Annotated in this window: 20 protein-coding genes and 1 pseudogene; 16 read left to right on the top strand and 5 right to left on the bottom strand. The window is 40.6% G+C overall.

Annotation, left to right across the window (positions count from 1 at the left end; all coding sequences use genetic code 11):
* Positions 1-4 precede the first annotated feature (4 nt).
* From DSOL_RS14145 to DSOL_RS14130, 4 genes are all read left to right on the top strand, one after another.
* On the top strand, positions 5-1,420 hold the full coding sequence (locus DSOL_RS14145) for a TIGR02679 domain-containing protein (RefSeq protein ID WP_075365474.1): 1,416 nt from the start codon (positions 5-7) through the stop codon (positions 1,418-1,420).
* Positions 1,421-1,801: 381 nt separating this feature from the next.
* A complete protein-coding gene (locus tag DSOL_RS14140; RefSeq protein WP_235838831.1) occupies positions 1,802-2,167 on the top strand; it encodes a (deoxy)nucleoside triphosphate pyrophosphohydrolase in 366 nt (121 codons plus the stop codon).
* 9 nt (positions 2,168-2,176) lie between these two features.
* Positions 2,177-2,479 carry a hypothetical protein gene (locus DSOL_RS14135; protein ID WP_075365473.1) on the top strand — a complete coding sequence of 101 codons (303 nt, stop codon included), beginning with the start codon at positions 2,177-2,179 and terminating at the stop codon, positions 2,477-2,479.
* Positions 2,480-2,600: 121 nt separating this feature from the next.
* A complete protein-coding gene (locus DSOL_RS14130; protein ID WP_235838827.1) occupies positions 2,601-3,089 on the top strand; it encodes a DUF3427 domain-containing protein in 489 nt (162 codons plus the stop codon).
* Positions 3,090-3,223: 134 nt separating this feature from the next.
* On the opposite strand, the gene DSOL_RS14125 is transcribed toward DSOL_RS14130, so the two are convergent.
* Positions 3,224-3,550 carry a winged helix-turn-helix transcriptional regulator gene (locus DSOL_RS14125; protein ID WP_075365472.1) on the bottom strand — a complete coding sequence of 109 codons (327 nt, stop codon included), beginning with the start codon at positions 3,548-3,550 and terminating at the stop codon, positions 3,224-3,226.
* 118 nt (positions 3,551-3,668) lie between these two features.
* Here DSOL_RS14125 and DSOL_RS14120 point away from each other — a divergent pair, with 118 nt between their 5' ends.
* Positions 3,669-4,241, top strand: a complete 573-nt coding sequence (locus DSOL_RS14120) for a flavin reductase family protein (RefSeq protein WP_075365471.1) — start codon at positions 3,669-3,671, stop codon at positions 4,239-4,241.
* A 13-nt stretch (positions 4,242-4,254) separates the two neighbouring features.
* Positions 4,255-5,262, top strand: coding sequence for an NADH:flavin oxidoreductase (locus DSOL_RS14115; RefSeq protein ID WP_075365470.1), 1,008 nt, complete (start codon positions 4,255-4,257; stop codon positions 5,260-5,262).
* Between the two features lie 137 nt (positions 5,263-5,399).
* On the opposite strand, the gene DSOL_RS14110 is transcribed toward DSOL_RS14115, so the two are convergent.
* Positions 5,400-5,978, bottom strand: coding sequence for a Uma2 family endonuclease (locus DSOL_RS14110; protein WP_075365469.1), 579 nt, complete (start codon positions 5,976-5,978; stop codon positions 5,400-5,402).
* 339 nt (positions 5,979-6,317) lie between these two features.
* Positions 6,318-7,349, bottom strand: a complete 1,032-nt coding sequence (locus DSOL_RS14105) for a DUF362 domain-containing protein (RefSeq protein WP_235838830.1) — start codon at positions 7,347-7,349, stop codon at positions 6,318-6,320.
* 655 nt (positions 7,350-8,004) lie between these two features.
* On the opposite strand from DSOL_RS14105, the gene DSOL_RS14100 reads away from it, so the two are divergent.
* The 4 genes from DSOL_RS14100 (at position 8,005) to DSOL_RS14085 (ending at position 11,127) form a co-directional block, all read left to right on the top strand.
* Positions 8,005-9,159, top strand: coding sequence for a DUF4317 family protein (locus DSOL_RS14100; protein ID WP_075365468.1), 1,155 nt, complete (start codon positions 8,005-8,007; stop codon positions 9,157-9,159).
* 338 nt (positions 9,160-9,497) lie between these two features.
* Positions 9,498-9,590: a 7-cyano-7-deazaguanine synthase gene (locus DSOL_RS30060; protein WP_207649632.1), complete on the top strand. Its 93-nt coding sequence runs from the start codon at positions 9,498-9,500 to the stop codon at positions 9,588-9,590.
* Positions 9,591-9,640: 50 nt separating this feature from the next.
* Positions 9,641-9,736: a hypothetical protein gene (locus DSOL_RS14090; protein ID WP_427854409.1), complete on the top strand. Its 96-nt coding sequence runs from the start codon at positions 9,641-9,643 to the stop codon at positions 9,734-9,736.
* A 95-nt stretch (positions 9,737-9,831) separates the two neighbouring features.
* On the top strand, positions 9,832-11,127 hold the full coding sequence (locus DSOL_RS14085; protein ID WP_075365467.1) for an IS1096 element passenger TnpR family protein: 1,296 nt from the start codon (positions 9,832-9,834) through the stop codon (positions 11,125-11,127).
* 362 nt (positions 11,128-11,489) lie between these two features.
* On the opposite strand, the gene DSOL_RS14080 is transcribed toward DSOL_RS14085, so the two are convergent.
* Together DSOL_RS14080 and DSOL_RS14075 are read right to left on the bottom strand one after the other, a co-directional pair.
* Positions 11,490-11,846, bottom strand: coding sequence for a DUF2680 domain-containing protein (locus DSOL_RS14080; protein ID WP_075365466.1), 357 nt, complete (start codon positions 11,844-11,846; stop codon positions 11,490-11,492).
* A 189-nt stretch (positions 11,847-12,035) separates the two neighbouring features.
* Positions 12,036-12,209 carry an SDR family oxidoreductase gene (locus DSOL_RS14075; RefSeq protein WP_235838829.1) on the bottom strand — a complete coding sequence of 58 codons (174 nt, stop codon included), beginning with the start codon at positions 12,207-12,209 and terminating at the stop codon, positions 12,036-12,038.
* 157 nt (positions 12,210-12,366) lie between these two features.
* Between DSOL_RS14075 and DSOL_RS14070 the strand changes: the two are divergent.
* The 6 genes and pseudogenes from DSOL_RS14070 to DSOL_RS14045 all read left to right on the top strand — a co-directional run.
* Positions 12,367-12,633: pseudogene (locus tag DSOL_RS14070) on the top strand (DUF2695 domain-containing protein); the annotation flags it as partial.
* Between the two features lie 369 nt (positions 12,634-13,002).
* Positions 13,003-13,686, top strand: a complete 684-nt coding sequence (locus DSOL_RS14065; RefSeq protein WP_345788391.1) for a Fic family protein — start codon at positions 13,003-13,005, stop codon at positions 13,684-13,686.
* Positions 13,687-14,281: 595 nt separating this feature from the next.
* Positions 14,282-15,076 carry an ABC transporter permease gene (locus DSOL_RS14060; RefSeq protein ID WP_075365464.1) on the top strand — a complete coding sequence of 265 codons (795 nt, stop codon included), beginning with the start codon at positions 14,282-14,284 and terminating at the stop codon, positions 15,074-15,076.
* Complete coding sequence (locus DSOL_RS14055) at positions 15,052-15,843, top strand: ABC transporter ATP-binding protein (protein ID WP_075365463.1); 792 nt, start codon at positions 15,052-15,054, stop codon at positions 15,841-15,843. The genes DSOL_RS14060 and DSOL_RS14055 overlap by 25 nt, the downstream gene beginning before the upstream one ends.
* Before the next feature lie 72 nt (positions 15,844-15,915).
* Positions 15,916-16,950, top strand: coding sequence for an ABC transporter substrate-binding protein (locus DSOL_RS14050; protein ID WP_075365462.1), 1,035 nt, complete (start codon positions 15,916-15,918; stop codon positions 16,948-16,950).
* A 155-nt stretch (positions 16,951-17,105) separates the two neighbouring features.
* Entirely contained in the window at positions 17,106-18,617 is a 1,512-nt protein-coding gene (locus DSOL_RS14045) for a sensor histidine kinase (protein WP_075365491.1), read from the top strand.
* Positions 18,618-18,647: the final 30 nt, after the last annotated feature.

The raw sequence follows: 18,647 nt of genomic DNA, 5'->3' as shown, positions 1-18,647 counted from the left end.
GATTATGGAGCTTGCTTACCGCAAAACAGCGAGACAATATTATGGCGATCCACTTTTAAGCAATTTATTAAAGGCTATTTTTAAAAAGTATCAAGGTCAAAGCGGAGTAAGGGGCAACGCTGAGATAAAAGCGAGTTCACTTGCTGAAGCCCAACGATTGCAGAATTATTTTGGCAATCGTGTACAGCGATTGATCCATTCGGGATCAGAGCTTCATGTACCGTTGAAAATCTTTGCCGAGGAATTGCAACAGGGTTACAAGCTGACGATTCCCGATTTGTACGAAGTTCTAAATAATGAACCGCTATTGACAAAGGTGGAACAGAAACAGTTAAAGGAGACGGCATGGACTCATCTTTTTGAGCAGGTGAGTCAGGATTTTGAGCGAGAACACGGATTCCCATTAGATAATATAGTATTTTGTCAAGAAACCTTTAATTGGTTTGAAAGACTTAAAACAGGAACAGCTTCTGGATACCGAGTTCTAAAGAGCGCCTTACGTAAAGGCGAAGATGCCTGCTCAGATCTCTATAAATGCATAAAGGCATTGTGGCATTTGTTTGTCGGTAGAGAGGTTATGTTTAAGGAATTAAGTGTATGTGTGAATAGAGTCAGAATTCCTATGTTTGCAGATTATGTGACCAATGACCCCCATGCGTTTGATTGGAAAATGACTGCTGGAAGATTGTTATGGTACGCCCTGAATGATATTGATAATCAAATGATCAAAATAGGTCGAAAAACAGCAAGTGATAAGCTGGTTGTTCCCGAGTATATGCAAAAGAGGCAGATTTATCGGAACTTTGGACTTATGGACGATGATATAAGCTCATTTTCCCATGTTTTTGCTCCGCATTTTACTTCAGGTATTTCACCAAGGACTTTAAATTTGAGCGAAATATTGTCTTACGGGAAATTTCCGGTTTATTCAGTAATCTATGCCTTTGAGAATCCATCAGTTTTATCTTATTTGGTGGATGAGATTGTGCAGTTTCTTGATCTTAATGGGTTGTCCCTTGAACAGATCCCGGAAAATTTCCCGGCGCTTGTATGTACATCGGGACAATCCCGTAGCGCCGCAATAGCTTTCATTACCAGATGCCTTGACTCAAACCCTGATTGCCCCGTTTATTACTCTGGTGATCTGGATTTGCCGGGGTTGCAAATGATGTGGGGGATACAGGAGCGCTTCTCAGTTAATTTTGAGGCGGGGAGGATGGACGTTGCGACTTATTGTAAGCTTAGCGATTCGGCGCATCTCCCCTTTTCGGTTCAAGATATAAAGATTCTCAAGAAGAGTCTAGACGATTTACCAAAGGTCATGGTGGAGCTGGGCGTAAAAGTATACCAGGAGGAATTTGCTAAGGATTTAAAGAAAGATGTGATGGAAGTGATATGTAGAGAGATAAAGAATTACTGAAGATGGAAAAATAGAATAATTCTATTCGATCTGGGACTCTACAAACCACTGGGGCCATGGAAACATATGAGCAACATTAAATAAAGTTTATGATCAAGTTAATATATAAATTGACAGGAAAACCTATAGAACAAACAATTACACCGATAATCGAACTGTTAGTATTCGACGGAACGTATCCCATTGGTCACAGTTCCGCTCAGGTTCCAGGTACCTCTCTTTTATCTGAGAAATCGACAATATGAAGGTTTTGCTTGAGCGCTAGAATACTTAAACTACCGTGATATAGTCATTGTAATCTCCTTAGACAGCGCCAGGATCGGTCAGGATGCTGAAAAGCAAAATAAAGGACTGAAAACCATGTAGGAAGTAACAGCAGCAATCATCTTAAAGGCTAACCGAGTCCTAATTGCCCAACGGGCACCAGGTGAAAATTTAGCAGGAAAATGGGAGTTTCCGGGTGGTAAAATTGAACCTGGAGAGACTCCAGAGGAATGCTTAAAACGAGAAATAAGACAAGAACTTGATGTCGATATAGAAGTTTTAGATTTCTTCGGTGAAAGCATTTTTACGTATCGCAGCGGAACCATTAAACTGATGGCCTTCTGGTGTAAGTGGATTTCGGGTGACTTCACGTTAAACGTGCACAGCCACATCGCGTGGGTTAATCGCCATGAGCTAGACTTATACGACTTTGCCCCAGCAGATATTCCACTTGTGGAAAAGCTAAAATCAGTTTTGATTTAGAGGTGTAGCATGTCTGGAATTATCTATGGCCTGTATGAGCAAATCATTAATGGGATCATCAAGGAAAACCTGAATAAAGTTGATCAAGAGCTTGTAATAAAGGATACTCAGCCGCTGGATTCGGCTGAGTATCCTAATATTTTGGCGGATTACCTGACTAGAATCCTGCGCGAGATTTTTGATTATATCGATGATGGGGATACCATCGTCAGAGACCGAGTTAATTTATGTAATGGAATTTTGCAGTACATTATAGAGTGTATTCAAAAAGGTAACTTCGGTTTTCAAAAGGATGTAGTAGTGCTAACATAATAGTTGACCACCCCAAGAGCTTAATCCTGTATGATTAGAGTTGCAAGACAACAATCGTACAGGGGGAAAGGACATGCTAAGGATGGTCGATCCAAAAGATTAGTCGCATTATGTAGAACTCATGGACGTCTTGGAATACCAGTATGTGACGATAGATTTCGTGGATAAGCCTATGGATGAATTAGGAAATGAAAGTCCGCTGGATTTATATTGCTCGTACACCTTGGACCAGATTTTGGTGGCTCTGGGGAAACATACGGAGAGAAAGAAGAGCTCTTTCCGGGAAGGAGTTCTCTACCTAGCAGAGAAGAAATTGGATGTGTTTTTCGTGACCTTGAACAAGTCCGAAAAGGATTATTCTCCATCGACGATGTATCAGGATTATTCCATTAATGAAGAGTTATTTCATTGGCAATCCCAGAGTCGAACGACTGAGGAATCGATGACTGGGCAGAGGTATATCAACCAAGCAGTTCATGGTGGGAATGTGTTGTTTTTTGTGCGAAAGTACAAGAAGGAGTCAACCTTTGCTGCCCCCTTTACCTGTCTTGGTTGGCGGACGTTCAAAGTCACTATGGCTCGTCGCCGATTAGCTTTGTCTGGAAGATGAAGGAGCCGCTGCCGGGGTTTGTAATGAAGAAGACGGTGAAGGTTTAACTCACTCTATCCACAACCAGGTCAGGAGTTCCCATACAGCTGCAAAGGTCTAATTAGGTCATACTTTATGTCGTGTACGGTAAAAAATTAATTATCTTCAAAATATGCATGTCCCCAATTGCACATTGCCTCTAAGATAGGCATGAGGGTTTCTCCTTTTTCTGACAAAGAATATTCTACTTTAGGTGGAATTTGATGATATTCTTTCCGAATAATAATTCCCTCAGATTCAAGTTCCTTTAGCTGACTGCTTAACATTTTATGAGTAATCCCTTTTATTGATTTCTTTAATTCTCCGTATCTCATTATTTTACGTTTAGACAACCAAAACATGATAATCATTTTCCATTTTCCACCGATTATAGACAATGTATATTCAAATGGTGCGGAAAATACTTCATCTCCTTGCCCCATACCTTCACTCTCCTTTAGGTTAGTACCTTACAATTAAGTGCATACTATTATTTATAACGTATTTATATAATAATACATATGTAGTAGCTTTTCAATCAACAATAAAGGGAGTGGAGTAATGAAAAAATCAATAGGTGCTAAAGTGTTTGCGCTGCCTAGTCCGGTATGGGTAGTAGGAACTTATGGAGAAAATAATACCCCTAATATCATGACTGCGGCATGGGCAGGAATTTGTTGTTCCGTTCCACCATGCGTGGCTGTTTCATTGGTAAAAGCACGAGCATCTTATGGAAATATCATGAAACGAAAGGCATTTACCATTAGCATACCATCTAGCAAGCAAGCTACCGAAGCCGACTATGCCGGCCTTGTAAGTGGTACTAAAGTTGATAAATTTACTACGGCTAATTTAACCGCAGTTAAGAGTGAATTTGTTGATGCCCCTTATGTTGAAGAATTCCCCCTGATTTTAGAATGTCGACTAAAACAAACCGTTGAAATTGGTCTGCACACCCAGTTTATTGGTGAAATCGTCGACATCAAGGCTGATGAGGCTGTTCTCAACGAAAAAGGCATTCCAACTTTAGAAAAAGTATTACCATTTGTTTATAGCACAACCGATCTAGCGTATTACCATATCGGGGAACAACTAGGACAGGCCCACTCAATTGGGATGAAGTTCAAAATTTAAGGAGGTAGCGGTTATGACTCATTTACTAGAACCCTTGCAAGCCAGCTCATTGACCCTGCACAATCGGCTGATTATGCCGCCCATGGCTACTGCCAAGTCTGAAGAGGATGGCGGTATTAGCCAGGCTGTACTTGACTATTATCAAGAAAAATCCAACGGTGGCTATTTTTCGCTCATCATAATTGAACATAGCTTCATCAACCCAAAAGGCAAGGCTAGCAAGAATCAACTTTCTGTTGCTGATGATCATGTATTGGAGGGCTTGCGGAGTTTAGCCGAAGTTATTCATGACAATGGTTCCAAGACTGTTATGCAAATTAATCACGCTGGAAGTGCCACCACGCAGGAAATCATAGGGGATACTCCGGTCGGTCCCTCCCCTGTTCCCCATCCTCGGAATGGAAATCCCCCTAAGGAGCTTACTAAACAGGAAATTGCTGGTATCGTTCAGTCCTTTCAGGACGCTGCCCGTCGTGTAAAGGAAGCAGGCTTTGACGGAGTGGAGATCCATTCCGCGCACGGCTACCTTCTTAACCAGTTCTTCTCGCCCTTGACCAATAAGCGAACCGATGAGTATGGCGGAACTATCCATAATCGTATTCGTCTCCATCTTCAGGTGATTGAAGCAGTCCGAGCTGCTGTAGGCAACGATTTTCCCATACTCTTGCGGTTAGGTGCCTCCGATTATAAGGAAGGCGGAATCACGATTGAAGATAGCCAAATAGCGGCCAAAGAATTTGAAAAAGCAGGCATCAGCATTCTCGATATTTCCGGTAGCTTTTTAGGCTACACCTCTCCGATAACATCTGAGCAAGGGTATTTCTCCCCCCTTACCGAAGCTGTCAAAAAAGTTGTATCCATTCCAGTAATTCTAACTGGTGGTGTCACAGAATCCCTGGCGGCCGAACAATTACTAGTAGCAGAAAAAGCCGACCTCATCGGTGTAGGTCGCGCAGTCTTTAAAAATTCGCAATGGGCGAAACAAGCAATTAAAACATTGGTCACGGTGTCCCCCAACTGATTGAGTTGAGGGACTCTGTTAGCAACATTACGGACTACATTTCAAGGGCGCCAATCAGATTTATAACTGATTGGCGCCCTTTTATAAGTTTCTGAAAAATTCGGTGATTGGTAGAAGTGAAGATACAAGGGTTGTATTTAGGCAAAGACTTCCGGAAGTTCTATTGTAAGATCTCCGAATATACCAACCATAATGGAATCTTGCTCTGTGTAAACTTCCGGTCTGCTGTATTTACCTTCAGGTGTAAGATGAAATACACATATGGTATTTTCCTCTGGGTAAACGATCCAGTACTCTTGAACGCCTACTCTTTCGTACAGAATGAATTTCTCCTTCAGGTCCTTTTGAAAAGTGGAAGGTGAAGTAATCTCCACAACCAGGTCAGGACTTCCTTTGCAGCCGAGATGGTCTAATTTGGTCTTATCACATACTACAACTAAATCCGGTTGCACCACGGTTGAAGTTTGTTCAGCGCTCTCTTGTAGCTGGGGTAAGCGGACATCAAAAGGTGCTGCATAAACCCGGCAAGTTTTACCTTTTAAATAGTTGTTAAAAAGAGTAAGTAGCTGTCCGGAAATTTCCTGATGCCTGCGGGAAGGGGCTGGGGTCATATTGTAAGCCCGTCCATTAAGCAATTCCCAGCGCTCATTTATTGGCCATGTAAGGTAATCTTGGTATGTGAACAATTGTTCAGAACGCTGTGCACTCTCACTCAAGGATTTAACCCCCTTCTTATTCCAGTTATTCCCTATCGATATGGTAACACATCGTTCTTGTTGGGACAAGGGCTAATTATGCCTTCGATCGGCAGAGAAATGTATCGTCTAGTTTATAATGCATGGGCAAAACGATCTTTGGGTTGAGTTGCTGTACCACTTGATGCCCCCCTTTGCGCCTTGTACGGAATCATGGAATGTTGCGGTGCCCTGAATCGACAGACTGGAAAAGTTGTGCAGGCCTTCTCCGTCGGTGATTTAAGGCTTTCTTGGAAGTACATGGACAGAATCGTGATCAAAGTGGTGAGGGCTCACGGTGACAATGTCCGTCTCGATGCATTATTTTAATTCGATTGCCTTTTGCGGGCAAAGCTCCTGACAGCAAAAACAAGTAATGCACAGTTCAGGGCTTACAACCGGGTATTCCTCCATCGTTAAAGCACCATTGGGGCAATGCTCTATACAGGTTTCACAGAGAGTGCATAATTCATTATTTACCCTAGGCCTTACTGCAGTAATAGAATCCATGATCGTACTAGCGCGCCGATCCGTTTGCGGAAGTTTGAAGCCTGGTATGACTTCGAGTTTACCATTAATAGTTATCCTTGAAAGCTCACTGATACCGTATCCTCTGGCAGCTGCTAACTCAATGGTGCGGGGAAGTTCAGGAAAGCCCATCATGTAGGCGACAACACTGTCTAAGGCCACAGGGTCATCACTGGCCATGATCTTACTAAGGTTAATTAAATCTTTAGATGCAGGGCCGTTACCCTCCATAGCCAGAACACCGTCCACTATTACCAGATCTGGAACCCTGATGGAAAATACTTCTACCAGTGCTTCGGCAAAGTTGAAGGGGTTGCCCGCATTTTTATGGGTTTGTGCCTTCAGAGCACCGGCTAAAAGCCCAAAATTATTTTTGATGGCGCAAGATAATCCGGTGAGCCCGTGGGTTTTAAACTTTGGCACACTGATATATACGTCGGCATCAATAATCGCCCGAGATACTAGGGCATTTTCAATATATGGAGAATTAATTTTCATCTGTACAGTTTCCACGCCTAGGTTACGATAATATTTACCGGCCACTTCCATTAAGCCCGTGTCCTTAAAGGCCTTTTCATTCATGCCGTAGGAAAAAACTCCAGGGTTATCGCCTACAATGAGCGAAGCCGGACGGCGCTTGACCACTTCATTTATGACGGCTTTTAACACCGACGGGTGGGTCGTTACACCCTCTTCAGGGGTTGCGCTACGCAGAACGTTAGGTTTAATAACTACTTTTTTCCCTTCTAAGTCTAAAGGGAACAGGTGGAATATCTTTTCAATAGCCTCGTGACAGTCTTTATAACTTGCATCCATTATCGACACTGTGCTCAAAAACAGTACCCCCTTCATTATTGAAATTCCCCTCTATTATAAACACTTTTTTATCTTTAGTATAATTGCTGAGGCTACTCAAAGAAACAAATTTTTGTCGATGACTATTGCTATACTAAGCTCAGATAGGGAAGCAGGAGGAGAGCTATTTTGTTCATGAAAAAGTGTAGCAAATGTGGTAAAGTCTCATATAGCGCTAGTAAGTACAGAACTTGGCTATGTCCTTATTGTGATACTGACTTAACGAAGGTGAAAATCATGGATGTTAATGATCCTAAATCAGCTCAGATTAGGGATCATAGTTCGCTAGATTAGCTTTTACAACGTGAAAGATAGCGGGGTAATACTTAACTCCTGTGGAATATACCTACATAAAAAATGCTATTCTATGAATCAAGTTAATGGCTTCATTTGGCATTATACCCATGCTGAATTATCAGCATGTTCGTTACTATTTGTGGGTACCTGGAGAACGGTCTGGTCATTTTTGCTCTTTCTAGGACTATTTAAGCTATCTTAAGAGGAAATGACGGGAAGATGACGAATATTGTATGTGTAACGTAGAATTTGTAGACTGCTCGAATTACCTGTCAGCGGGTTTCTGGCTTAAACAAGCTGAAATTTTTTTATAAAGGGAGATAAATACATGAATAAGGAAGATATTTCCAGTATTCGCAGAGAACTTAAAATAAACAACTCAAAATTGAAACTGCGAGAAATTTGCAGTTATTATATCAAACAAGAAAGCAAGGACATCCTTTGTTCAGAAAAATTGCATTTTGATATGATGGATGAAGAAAGAAAAGAATTGTATTTAAAAGGCTTCAAAAAGATATTGTCAGGAAAGATTGATTCTAAAATTTTTGAGTTAGAGTTCAAAGACAATAAACTGGGCGAAAATACAACTCAAAAACATATGTTGGATACTTTGCGCACAGAGGATTTTAGAGAAACGACATTAACTATTGTGAATAAAATCCTGGAAGAGACCTGTGAGATTTATGAGATGGATTTTATGATCAGCTTTATACGGGGAGAGGTTTATAAATCAGCTAGAAAGGAAAATAACGAGCTTGATGATGAAAAAGCCTATACCTTGGGATTTTTTATAGGTAGTATTTGTCCTATTATTATTCCTAAAAAGTCGCTTAAATTTGATTTTGAAGAAAGAGAGTTCAAAACAAGTGTTCCTATGAATGTGATTATTAATACAGAGGCTCCTTTTGAAGGTTTTATGTTTCCAGCGTTTAGTGAAGATGCAGCAGAGACTGATAAGGTTGTTTATTATACCCAAAAAGAAAACAAGCCCAATCCCTTGTTTGTAGAAAATATTCTCGATTGTGAATTTAAATCAACTGCGAAGGCTGATAAAGAGCGTTTCTTAGAAGTCGTCCGAGATGTTGTAGGAGCAGAAATTGAGCCTGAAGTTGTTTCAAACATTTATGAGGAACTTGGTCGCCGGCTTGACGCAGAGGCTGAAAGTGGAGAAGTGTCTTTGATAGGTTTGAAAGATATGGAGAGAATTTTAGAAAATAGTGGAATAAATACCGGAGATAAGTTAAGATCCTCGTTTCTGGGTGTTGTGGGTGCAGAAAACTACGAGTTTAAAGCATCGAGTATTACCCCTAATTATGGAACGAAGTCGATTAAAATTGATAATAACACAGCGGCGATCACGATCGGCCCACAAGATCTAAAAAATGTTAAGCAAGTAACCAAGGATGGTATACGATATTTGATGATTCGGATTGATGATTCGGCCACGCTTGAAGGCTTTGATTTGGTAACTGAGGAATTATAACGGTTCAACTACTCGGCGGAACATACTTTTAAGCCATCATTTATTGTCGTTCCGCCAATTAAATCCTTGGCATCCATATACAATCGCACTAAGCTTCCTAGATCTAACCGTTAAGACACCCACTTCTATAAGTGGGTGTTCCTTTTTTTGATTGGTGGGGGTAGAGTCCCCCACCGAAGACTCGATGTCCAGCTTTAGCTGGACGAGTTCACTATCTATAGGTGGTTATGTATAACAATGTTGTGATATAATTATAAACTTAGGGATCGATCATCGTCTTACATGGAGGAATTTGGTTAGGTAGGAAGGGCAGGAAAAATACACTGAATCAGTCAGCATTGGTCGTATTCAGTGGCGGACAGAATAGCACTACCTGTTTGTGCTGGGCAATGAAAAAATTTGAAAGAGTAGAAGCAATCACCTTCAATTAGGCAGATTGGAGTATATTAAGCAAAACACATTAACGTGTTATAACGGCATTATGGGGACGGGCTGTGGCGAATGTCCCGCTTGCAAGCTGCGAAGTGCCGGGCTTAAAAAGTATCAAGAAAAGAAAATTAGGGATACAACTTTATAGGAATTTTAAGGTAAGGTTATTGTTACTGTTATAATATAGTTCAGAGGGACAACAATCCTCGCTAGAGTATATTTTGATTATAAGGAGAAGAAAACATGTTTCGGATCACGGCAACCTATCCCACTCCTATATTGCAGGACTTTCAGAGGTTCATGGATAGCCTGAAGCAGGAGGAACCCGTATTGTCTCCTAAAAACCAGTATATGTCTAAGGAGCGATTATGGGAGTTGAATCAACTCGTGAGCTTTAAAATGGAAGATGCTAACCCTAAGCTTGATCAGGGCTCATATCCCCTATTGCATATGTTTTATCATTTAGCTTTAGCAGGTAAATTGGCTGTTATGTTACCAGGTAAGGGAGGGAGATTTCTTCTACAGGTTTCAGAACGCTACGAAGAATACTTGAACTTGACAATGACCGAGCAGTACTTCTATCTTCTAGAGACACTTTGGATCGATGCTGATTGGGGAGCTCTGCAAAAAGCAACTTATGGACGTATCCCAAATGAGCGCCTCATTTCCTCTATTTGGCAAGAGTTAGCTCATTGTAAAGCGGGGAAAACGTTAAAGGTTAAGGATTCAGCGTCTCCGTGGCACAACTTATGGGATTGGGGATATTTTCTTTGGTACTTCACGTATTTTGGCTTTTGGCAGTTTACCCAAGATGAAGAGGCTCTGAACTTTTCTCGGCGTAAAATCGAGGCTACAACCCTAACCCCAACGGAGTTTGGAGTGAGTTTAGCACCAATTTTGTTTAATTACCGGGACTACCTGGACTGGAATCAAGTGAACATTCGAAAGGATGGCTTGACATCTCAAGATATCCTTGATGGACTGGAACATGTAATCCGGAGTATGGGCAAGAAACCGCAGGGTTTTGCTGAATTGGCTAGAGCACGGCAAGAAAGTATGGGAGAACCGTTTTATGAGAAATTTGTCTCTTTGGTTGCGCCGGGTGAACTAATACGTACCCTACCCCGAGAAGATCAGGATTTTATGGAAGGCACCTACTTAATTAAAGTGTCCTTAAGTCGGGGGATATGGCGAAAAATCGAAATGGCGGCTAAACATACTCTTCATCAATTGCATTTAGCAATACAAGAGGCGTTTGATTTTGACGATGATCATCTCTATAGCTTTTTTATGGATAATAAGAAATGGTCATATGACCGTTATGATTCACCGCTTGATGAAGAAGGGGCCAACGCTGATGAAGTCAAGATTGGGGAATTGGGATTATACCCGGGGAAAACATTCCTCTACCTCTTTGATTATGGCGATGAATGGGAGTTTAAGGTGGAAGTTGAGGAAATAAACTCAGATAAACCGTTGCCTCTCAGTCCTAAGATTGTAAGCAAGCGGGGGGAGGCACCTGATCAATACGGGTATTAGAGTTATGTTCGATATCATCCAGTGTGATACCTACTCTCTGGGGAACGACAAGATCCACCGAGTAAGAATTAGAGGAACTTCGCGAGAGGTTCCTTTTTCTCTTGGTGCGCCACGCATGGCGATAGTGATACATTGATCGATCTTACATTTACTTTAGGTTTCTTTAAAGACATTAGACAGTTTGAGATGTTTATGAAAGAACGCAATGAGGATGAGTGTCTGGAATACTTAACATTGGAAGAGAAATAATCAATAAGATTAAGTAACGCATGCCAAACAAAACGTCCCCATGGCTAGACTTAGAGTCCCCCAACTCGATGAGTTGGGGGACTGTGGCTAGTTCCAGTTGATAATCTGTAAGATTACGTGTTACTTGGAGAAGGGCTCGTTTTGGGAGTATCCGGAGCCTGGCGTTTACACCCTTTGTTAAAGCCCTGACCCTGTTTCTTCCCAAAACCAGTGTATTGCCCTTTAGCAAAGTCTGCTTCCATCTGCTTTTGACGCTCTTCGATGAAGGTTTTAATCTTGGTAGCCTTCTCTTGATCCAGGAGTCCTGCGTCCAATTGCTTGTCCACCATTTGCTTTTTTAGCGTAAACATTTGTTGGTTCAACGCTTTGAGCTCATCAAGTTTTGCAGGATCCGGAGCAGCTAAGCTCGTTGCAGCACTTAACGCCAGAAAAGCTACGGTTAGAAAACTTACAGCAAACTTTTTCAACATTTGCACTCCTCCTTGTACTTTCGTTAACTGGAACGTTCCTTAGAGTGCCCAATTTGCGAGGAGAACATTTTAAGAATTTGTCAAGAATTTGTGAATATTTCAGGCAATGAAAACTTCTTGCTAATCATGAAGTCTATCCTATAAGAATCATTCTTCTCCAAACCACACGTAAATTAAGAATATCGTGGGTTAGTATGCAGTCCAGCCTGCATCTGCAGGGATGACTGTGCCATTAATAAAACTCGAATCATCGGAGGCTAAAAATAACGCAACTTTAGCGATTTCTTCGGATTCACCCGCTCGGGGGTTTAAGTTGATACCTGCCATTGCTTTTGCCATGCCAAATTCATTGGGAACGGTTATAGTAGCACCTATATTCGTGTTGACTGCCCCTGGTGCAATTCCCTATACACTAGGGTAACAGATCGCCCTCGTTCGGGCGTGAGAATATTGCTTTATTAGTAAGGAAAGCATAAAATTAATAATACTTCAAGTTATTTCAGAACAGGGGGCAATGTTCATGTCACTCGGTAATGGTAAAAGAACAGCTAATATAGAAAAACGAAGAGAACTCAAAGAAGAATTAGACAATGAAAAGCAATTCTTAAAAGATAAAAAATTAATTAAAGAAGAAGTTAATCGAAGACTTGTCGCAGGGATTACAAACGATAACTTAGAGTATGACGCTCTTTATAATTATGAGAAGGCAAATTCAAATAAGGACTTTGACTTATTGAACCTACTTTTTCATAGAATGTTTTTTTATAGGTTGAATGAGAAACTCTCAGGATTAATATAAAGTATTAAATTGCTTTGACTACTTTTCATCTATTACTGCTATTAGACCATTGCAACTGTTGCATATTAAAATCTTTTCTCCATCGGGATGATCTGGATCTTGCCAATCATTGGATGTAGAATGGGCTGAAGCCAAAAAGAAATGCAGACTGAACGAAGAAACAATGAAAATGGCTAAAGAGATGGGATTGAATCCAAGAAGTCTGATCAAAAACATACCCAGTAAAAGTGAAAGTGGAAGGCACCTGTAAGCCTTTGGATTCAGGAGATGTATCAAGAACGTCAAAAAAAGGCTCGAAAAGAAAAAGGGTCGGAATAATTAAACTGGTAATATTTAACTGATCGTGCTAGGATATTATTGATTAATTTCACGTATAATTCGAATGCTATAGAGGGCAATACGCTTACCTTGCAGGAAACTGCCTTAATCATCAAAGAGGGAATAACCATAGATAAAAAGCCACTGAAAGACCATTTAGAGGCAGTAGGCAATAAGGACGCGTATCACTATGTTGAGGAATTGGTACAGAAAAAAGTTCCGCTATCCGGAAAGGTCATCAAAGATATTCACAGCCTGGTTCTGATGGACAACCGTGAGGATAGAGGAGTATACAGACGTGTGCCTGTAACTATTATGGGAGCTGTTCATACGCCGCCACAGCCATATCTATTGCCTGCGCGAATGGAACAGCTTATTTTAAAATACCAGGAAATGTCCTTGCCTCATGTGGTTGAACGTGTGTCACAATTTCATCTGGGATTTGAAGCCATACACCCATTTATTGACGGCAACGGCAGAACCGGACGCTTGCTTTTAAACCTTGAGTTGATGAAGGAGGGTTATCCTCCCATTAACATAAAATTTCATGATCGTAAGCGATACTATGATTGCTTCACAAGTTATCACACAAACGGGGAAGATCCATCAGAGATGGTTTCTCTTATTGGGGAATACCTTGAGGAAGAGCTATTAAACTATGTAGAGATTGTCAGAAACGCTAATGAAATCTCAAAAGGTAATACAAAAAGCGATCCTAGATGAGAAGGCAGCTATAAAGGATGAGTACTGAGACTGCGGGACGCAATAGCAAACTAATTATAACTTCAAACGAGCACTCTTCGGAGTGCTCGTTTGAAGCTATAATTGAGTCAATTACATAATGTTTAGTTTGCAAAGGGTAGAACTCCATTAAAATCCAAGGGTTAAGTATCAAAAATCATAGTTGCCACCATTCCTAAGAATATTATACCAGTAATTTCCTTTGTATAACAGTTACTCAGTGAAAAATTACCATAATCTATTGTGGACTAATAGTGCAGTGTCTTGAATTTCATCCCATTACCAGCAGGTGATTGAAGCTCAAGGGGTGTTTTTGGCTAGCTTATATGTGGAGATTGCTTGCTTGGCCTGCCTGTATAGTATGATAAAAGTTCATACTGTAATTATGTGAATTGATGTATTAATCTATTTATAATGGAATTAATATGATTGGAATGCAGGAATCTGAAATAAGTCACTAATTCTTTTCTGCGCGAAAAGGCTAATCTTTTTGATTATTTTCACAGGTGTTTTAATCTCAGTTTCGGGGCGAATTTGTAATATTATTCAGCATGATGAGAAAAGGGGATAGGGTAATATGGAAGTAAAGCAGAAAGGCTTCGCCAAGAAACGAAGTGGCATTCCTGACTTTGTATGGCTTGTAATTTCAATTTTGCTCGCGTTTGCATTTTGGAAACTGCTGGCGGTTATGCCAAAAACGGCGATGGTGTTTGCTTCGCCGGGACAGGTTGTAGAGGCATTTTTCAAAGAAGTAAAAATAGGGGTTATGTGGGATAACATTGGAATTAGCTTATTTAGAGTACTAGCCGGATTTGTTTTAGGCTTTATCGTGGCGATTCCTGTGGCATTTTTGATGGGCTGGTACAAAATATTTAAAAATTTGGTTGAGCCCTGGATTCAGTTCGTAAGAAACATTCCACCAATTGCCTATATACCACTAATTATTGCAGGCGTGGGTGTGGATGAAAGGGCAAAAGTAGTCGTAATTTTTATTGCCACTTTCCTTGTCATGGTTGTCACTATCTACCAGGGTGTACGCAATGTGGATGAAACCTTGATAAAAGCTGCAAGAATACTTGGAGCTACAAATAGAGACATATTTTTAAAGGTCGTTGTTCCCGCTTCAACACCGTTCATTCTGGTTGGTATGCGTTTAGGTTTATCGGCAGCCCTAACGACACTTGTTGCGGCAGAAATGACAGGCGCCTCAAGAGGCCTTGGCATGATGATAATGGCCGCAGGTCAATATTTTGATATGGCTGTCGTGTTGTTGGGAATTGTATTCATCGGTATAATCGGCTTGATATTCGAAAAAATGATGAAATTCCTTGAGAGGAGACTAACCGGATGGCAGGAAACTCATGTACTGTAAAGGTAAAAATTGATAATGTTAAAAAAATATATGACGGACGAAATGGTGAAGTAGTTGCGCTTAACGGCGTAAGTTTTGATATTATGGAAAATGAGTTTGTTTGCGTGGTTGGGCCTTCGGGATGCGGAAAATCTACTCTATTAAATATTATAGCCGGTCTAGGAAACCCGACATCCGGTAAAGTATATGTCGATAATAAGGAGGTTGTCGGCACTGGAATCGAGCGTGGTGTCGTTTTTCAACAATATGCGCTTTTTCCTTGGCTGACAGTTCGTAAAAATGTTGAGTTCGGTTTAAAACTGAAAAAACTTAAAAAGCAAGAGATTACTGAGATTACTAATCGTTATCTTGATATGGTGGATCTTAGAGAATTTGCGGAAAGCTATCCTAAAGAGTTATCCGGTGGAATGAAACAACGTGTTGCTATTGCCAGGGCGTATGCTGTTAATCCTGAAGTTTTATTATTGGACGAGCCTTTCGGTGCCTTAGATGCTCAGACACGTACGCAGCTGCAATCGGAACTGCTGGAAACCTGGGAAAAAGAGAAAAAGACCTGTTTCTTTATTACGCACGACGTAGATGAAGCAATTATTTTGTCGCAAAGGGTCGTCATAATGAGCGCCCGTCCCGGACGTGTTAAGGAAATAGTGGATGTCAATATCCCATATCCACGTACACAAGAAACAAAAATGACGAAGGAGTTTCTTGACTTAAAAAACTATATTTGGAGTCAGGTTTATCAGGAGTATTTGGAAGTCAGGAAATAATTAATAATATTATGAATTTCGATGCGTAAATGCATTAAAATTAAAAAAAGAGAAAAGGGGAAGTGAGAATTTATGAAGAAGTTCTTAGGCATCGCATTATCTATTGTTCTAGCAACTGGCCTGCTTGCAGGGTGTAGCACGGGTAACGCAGGCAGCAGCACCTCATCGTCACAGCCAGAAAAACTTACTAAAATGAGAGTAGCTTATATGCCTAATATGGGCAGCGCCAGTACTTTAGTCACTGCAATAAAAATGGGCTACTTCAAACAGGAAGGCATTGATGTCGAGCTCGTGCAATTTGCAAAAGGCCCTGATGAGATTGCTGCCATGGGTAGCGGAAATATCGATGTTTCCCAAATCGGTCATGGTGCTCACACTCTCGCCGCAAAAGGGCAGGCGAATATTATCACGATCGACGATACAAGCCTCGCCGATGCAGTAATGGGTAACAAAGATAAGGGAATTAACACAATTTCAGATCTTAAAGGCAAAACAATCGGAACGTCTCTTGGAACCTCAAGTCAGGTTATTCTTGACCTTGCGCTGGCCTCAGTTGGTATGACCGAAAAGGACGTAAAGGTGGTTCAGATGGATCCGTCCGCTGCGGTTACCGCTATGGTAACTGGTAATGTTGACGCTGTCGCCATCTGGTCTCCTTCAACCATAACAGTTAAGCAAAAAATGGGTGATAAAGTCGTCACACTTGCCGATAACAACACCTATAAAGACCAGATGCAGTTTCCGTCAAGTTTTGTTGTAACTCCGACCTATGCATCTAAGAATAAAGATCTTCTCATTCATTTCACCTCAGCACTCTTTAAGGCTATGGATTACAGATCAAAACCGGAAAATATTAAAACAGTAGCCGACTGGGTTGCAGCTCAGATTAAGCAGGATCCAGCTTTAATAGAGCTGGGTGAAGGCGAAGGCAACTGGCTTACCTCTAAATACGTTTATGACAGCGTAAAAGATGGCACATTAAAGAAGATCTACGAGAATCAGCAAGCTCTGTTTGTCACGAATAAGCAATTGCCGGCAGCAGTCAATGTTGATAATTATGTGCTCTACGATAATATGAAAGCAGCATATGAAGCTAATAATAAATAAGGCTGCAATTTTAAACAAAGGTTAGGTTAATGCAGTTAAAGAGGGTATAAAGTACTGCTTTATACCCTCTTTACATAATGGTACAGGTTTTTGATTATATCTTATTCTCTTTAGGTGTTATCATATATATAAAATACTCTTATGGAGACGGGATTATGTTGTGTATTATATTGCTTGTTCTTGCCGTTCTTGCCATCATGCTTGTTATTGTAAAACACGATGAGAATTCGCTTCTTCTTTTCGGGCTTCACGGAAGTTTGATCGCGATGTTCTCCGGTATTATTATTTATACCGCAAAAATTGGTGGGCTGTCTGACGCTCAGGAAGTATTTCTCTTTATGTCGCCTGTTATCAAGATTTGGCTGCAATACTTGAATATCACTCTGGACAAACTGGGCTATCTAATTGCTCTTGGCCGATATTTATTCCCGACATTTTTATTGTTTATTGCGATGAATTATTCCATGATACATTTTGTCAGGCGGTATAGAAGGATTCTGAATTATCTTTGCGTAATTCCCACTGCATTATTTCTTATACTCTATTATCCTCCTGTTTTCTATGTGGTAGCGCGCAATAGATTTTACTTTCAGAATGTATTGATGGAATCCGCGCTCATATGGATTGTTCTATACATTTCGCTTTCGATTTTTCTGCTCGTTTATGAGTATATCGGTATTACTATGGTTTATTGCAGCAGACAATTCAGATACATAATAATTTCACATATCAGCATAGCGCTCTTATTTGGTCTCTATTGCTTTCAGGATCCTATTCAAGTCTATCAGTTGTACAATGTTTATTATGATTGGCCCCAGTACCTGTCTTATGCAAATCCTTCGTTGACACTCTTTGAATGGATCCTACTTACGGTCGCAACGATAGTATTCGTGACGCTGGGTTTTTGGAAACTCATAAGTTACACACAGATGAATTATCAGGACGGGCACGAGGATATCTCTTTACAAAAGAAATATGATACGGCCAGCCGGGGAATTTCAGTTTTCGTCCACAGTGTTAAAAACCAACTTCTTTCAGCAAGGGTAGTGTGCAAAAAAATTAATCTGTTATTTGAAGAGGATAATCCCGATCTTAAGTCGCTTAAACGTTATACAGATATGATGGGGCAAATGAATGAGGATATGCTAAGTCGGATGGAAGAGCTATACCGAAGCATAAAAGCAAGCTATATTAAACTAACGTCAATTACAGTTGATAAAATCGTAGATATGGCAATGAAACAGTTTAATCAAAAATATCCGGAAACTTCTGTCTCAGTGAATATAGAAGTTAACGCGACAGTGCTTGCGGATGTCGATCAATTGAGCGAAGCGGTGTGCAACTTACTACTGAACGCTCAGGATGCGATCATGGCAGCCGGCAGAGAGAGCACAGGTCAGGTTGAGTTGATTGTTCATAATGAACGGCTTTATACCGTAATGGAGATAAAGGATAACGGCACTGGTATACCCAAAAAACTTCGCAAGAAGATTTTCGAGCCCTTTTATACGAGTAAAAACACGAACTATAACTGGGGAATGGGTCTGTATTATGTAGAGCAAATTGTCAAAAGTCATTTAGGAGTGCTGCGTTTGGAGAGCATCCAAAATGAAGGAACCAGCTTTTTTATTATGCTGCCTAGATACAATAAGACCACTCATATGTAATTGTGAATTACTGGCGCAAAGATTTTTATC

It is taken from the genome of Desulfosporosinus metallidurans (assembly GCF_001936615.1).
GTDB classification, from domain to species: Bacteria; Bacillota; Desulfitobacteriia; order Desulfitobacteriales; family Desulfitobacteriaceae; genus Desulfosporosinus; species Desulfosporosinus metallidurans.
This window is presented reverse-complemented; position numbering and strand designations above follow the sequence as displayed.

Coding starts and splice junctions, on each gene's coding strand:
- DSOL_RS14100 (WP_075365468.1), top strand. CDS start 8,005: ATGAATAAGGAAGATATTTCCAGTATTCGCAGAGAACTTAAAATAAAC.
- DSOL_RS14055 (WP_075365463.1), top strand. CDS start 15,052: ATGGCAGGAAACTCATGTACTGTAAAGGTAAAAATTGATAATGTTAAA.
- DSOL_RS14115 (WP_075365470.1), top strand. CDS start 4,255: ATGACTCATTTACTAGAACCCTTGCAAGCCAGCTCATTGACCCTGCAC.
- DSOL_RS14060 (WP_075365464.1), top strand. CDS start 14,282: ATGGAAGTAAAGCAGAAAGGCTTCGCCAAGAAACGAAGTGGCATTCCT.
- DSOL_RS14050 (WP_075365462.1), top strand. CDS start 15,916: ATGAAGAAGTTCTTAGGCATCGCATTATCTATTGTTCTAGCAACTGGC.
- DSOL_RS14120 (WP_075365471.1), top strand. CDS start 3,669: ATGAAAAAATCAATAGGTGCTAAAGTGTTTGCGCTGCCTAGTCCGGTA.
- DSOL_RS14090 (WP_427854409.1), top strand. CDS start 9,641: ATGGGGACGGGCTGTGGCGAATGTCCCGCTTGCAAGCTGCGAAGTGCC.
- DSOL_RS14085 (WP_075365467.1), top strand. CDS start 9,832: ATGTTTCGGATCACGGCAACCTATCCCACTCCTATATTGCAGGACTTT.
- DSOL_RS14145 (WP_075365474.1), top strand. CDS start 5: ATGGAGCTTGCTTACCGCAAAACAGCGAGACAATATTATGGCGATCCA.
- DSOL_RS14080 (WP_075365466.1), bottom strand. CDS start 11,846: ATGTTGAAAAAGTTTGCTGTAAGTTTTCTAACCGTAGCTTTTCTGGCG.
- DSOL_RS14045 (WP_075365491.1), top strand. CDS start 17,106: ATGTTGTGTATTATATTGCTTGTTCTTGCCGTTCTTGCCATCATGCTT.
- DSOL_RS14130 (WP_235838827.1), top strand. CDS start 2,601: ATGGACGTCTTGGAATACCAGTATGTGACGATAGATTTCGTGGATAAG.
- DSOL_RS14135 (WP_075365473.1), top strand. CDS start 2,177: ATGTCTGGAATTATCTATGGCCTGTATGAGCAAATCATTAATGGGATC.
- DSOL_RS14125 (WP_075365472.1), bottom strand. CDS start 3,550: ATGGGGCAAGGAGATGAAGTATTTTCCGCACCATTTGAATATACATTG.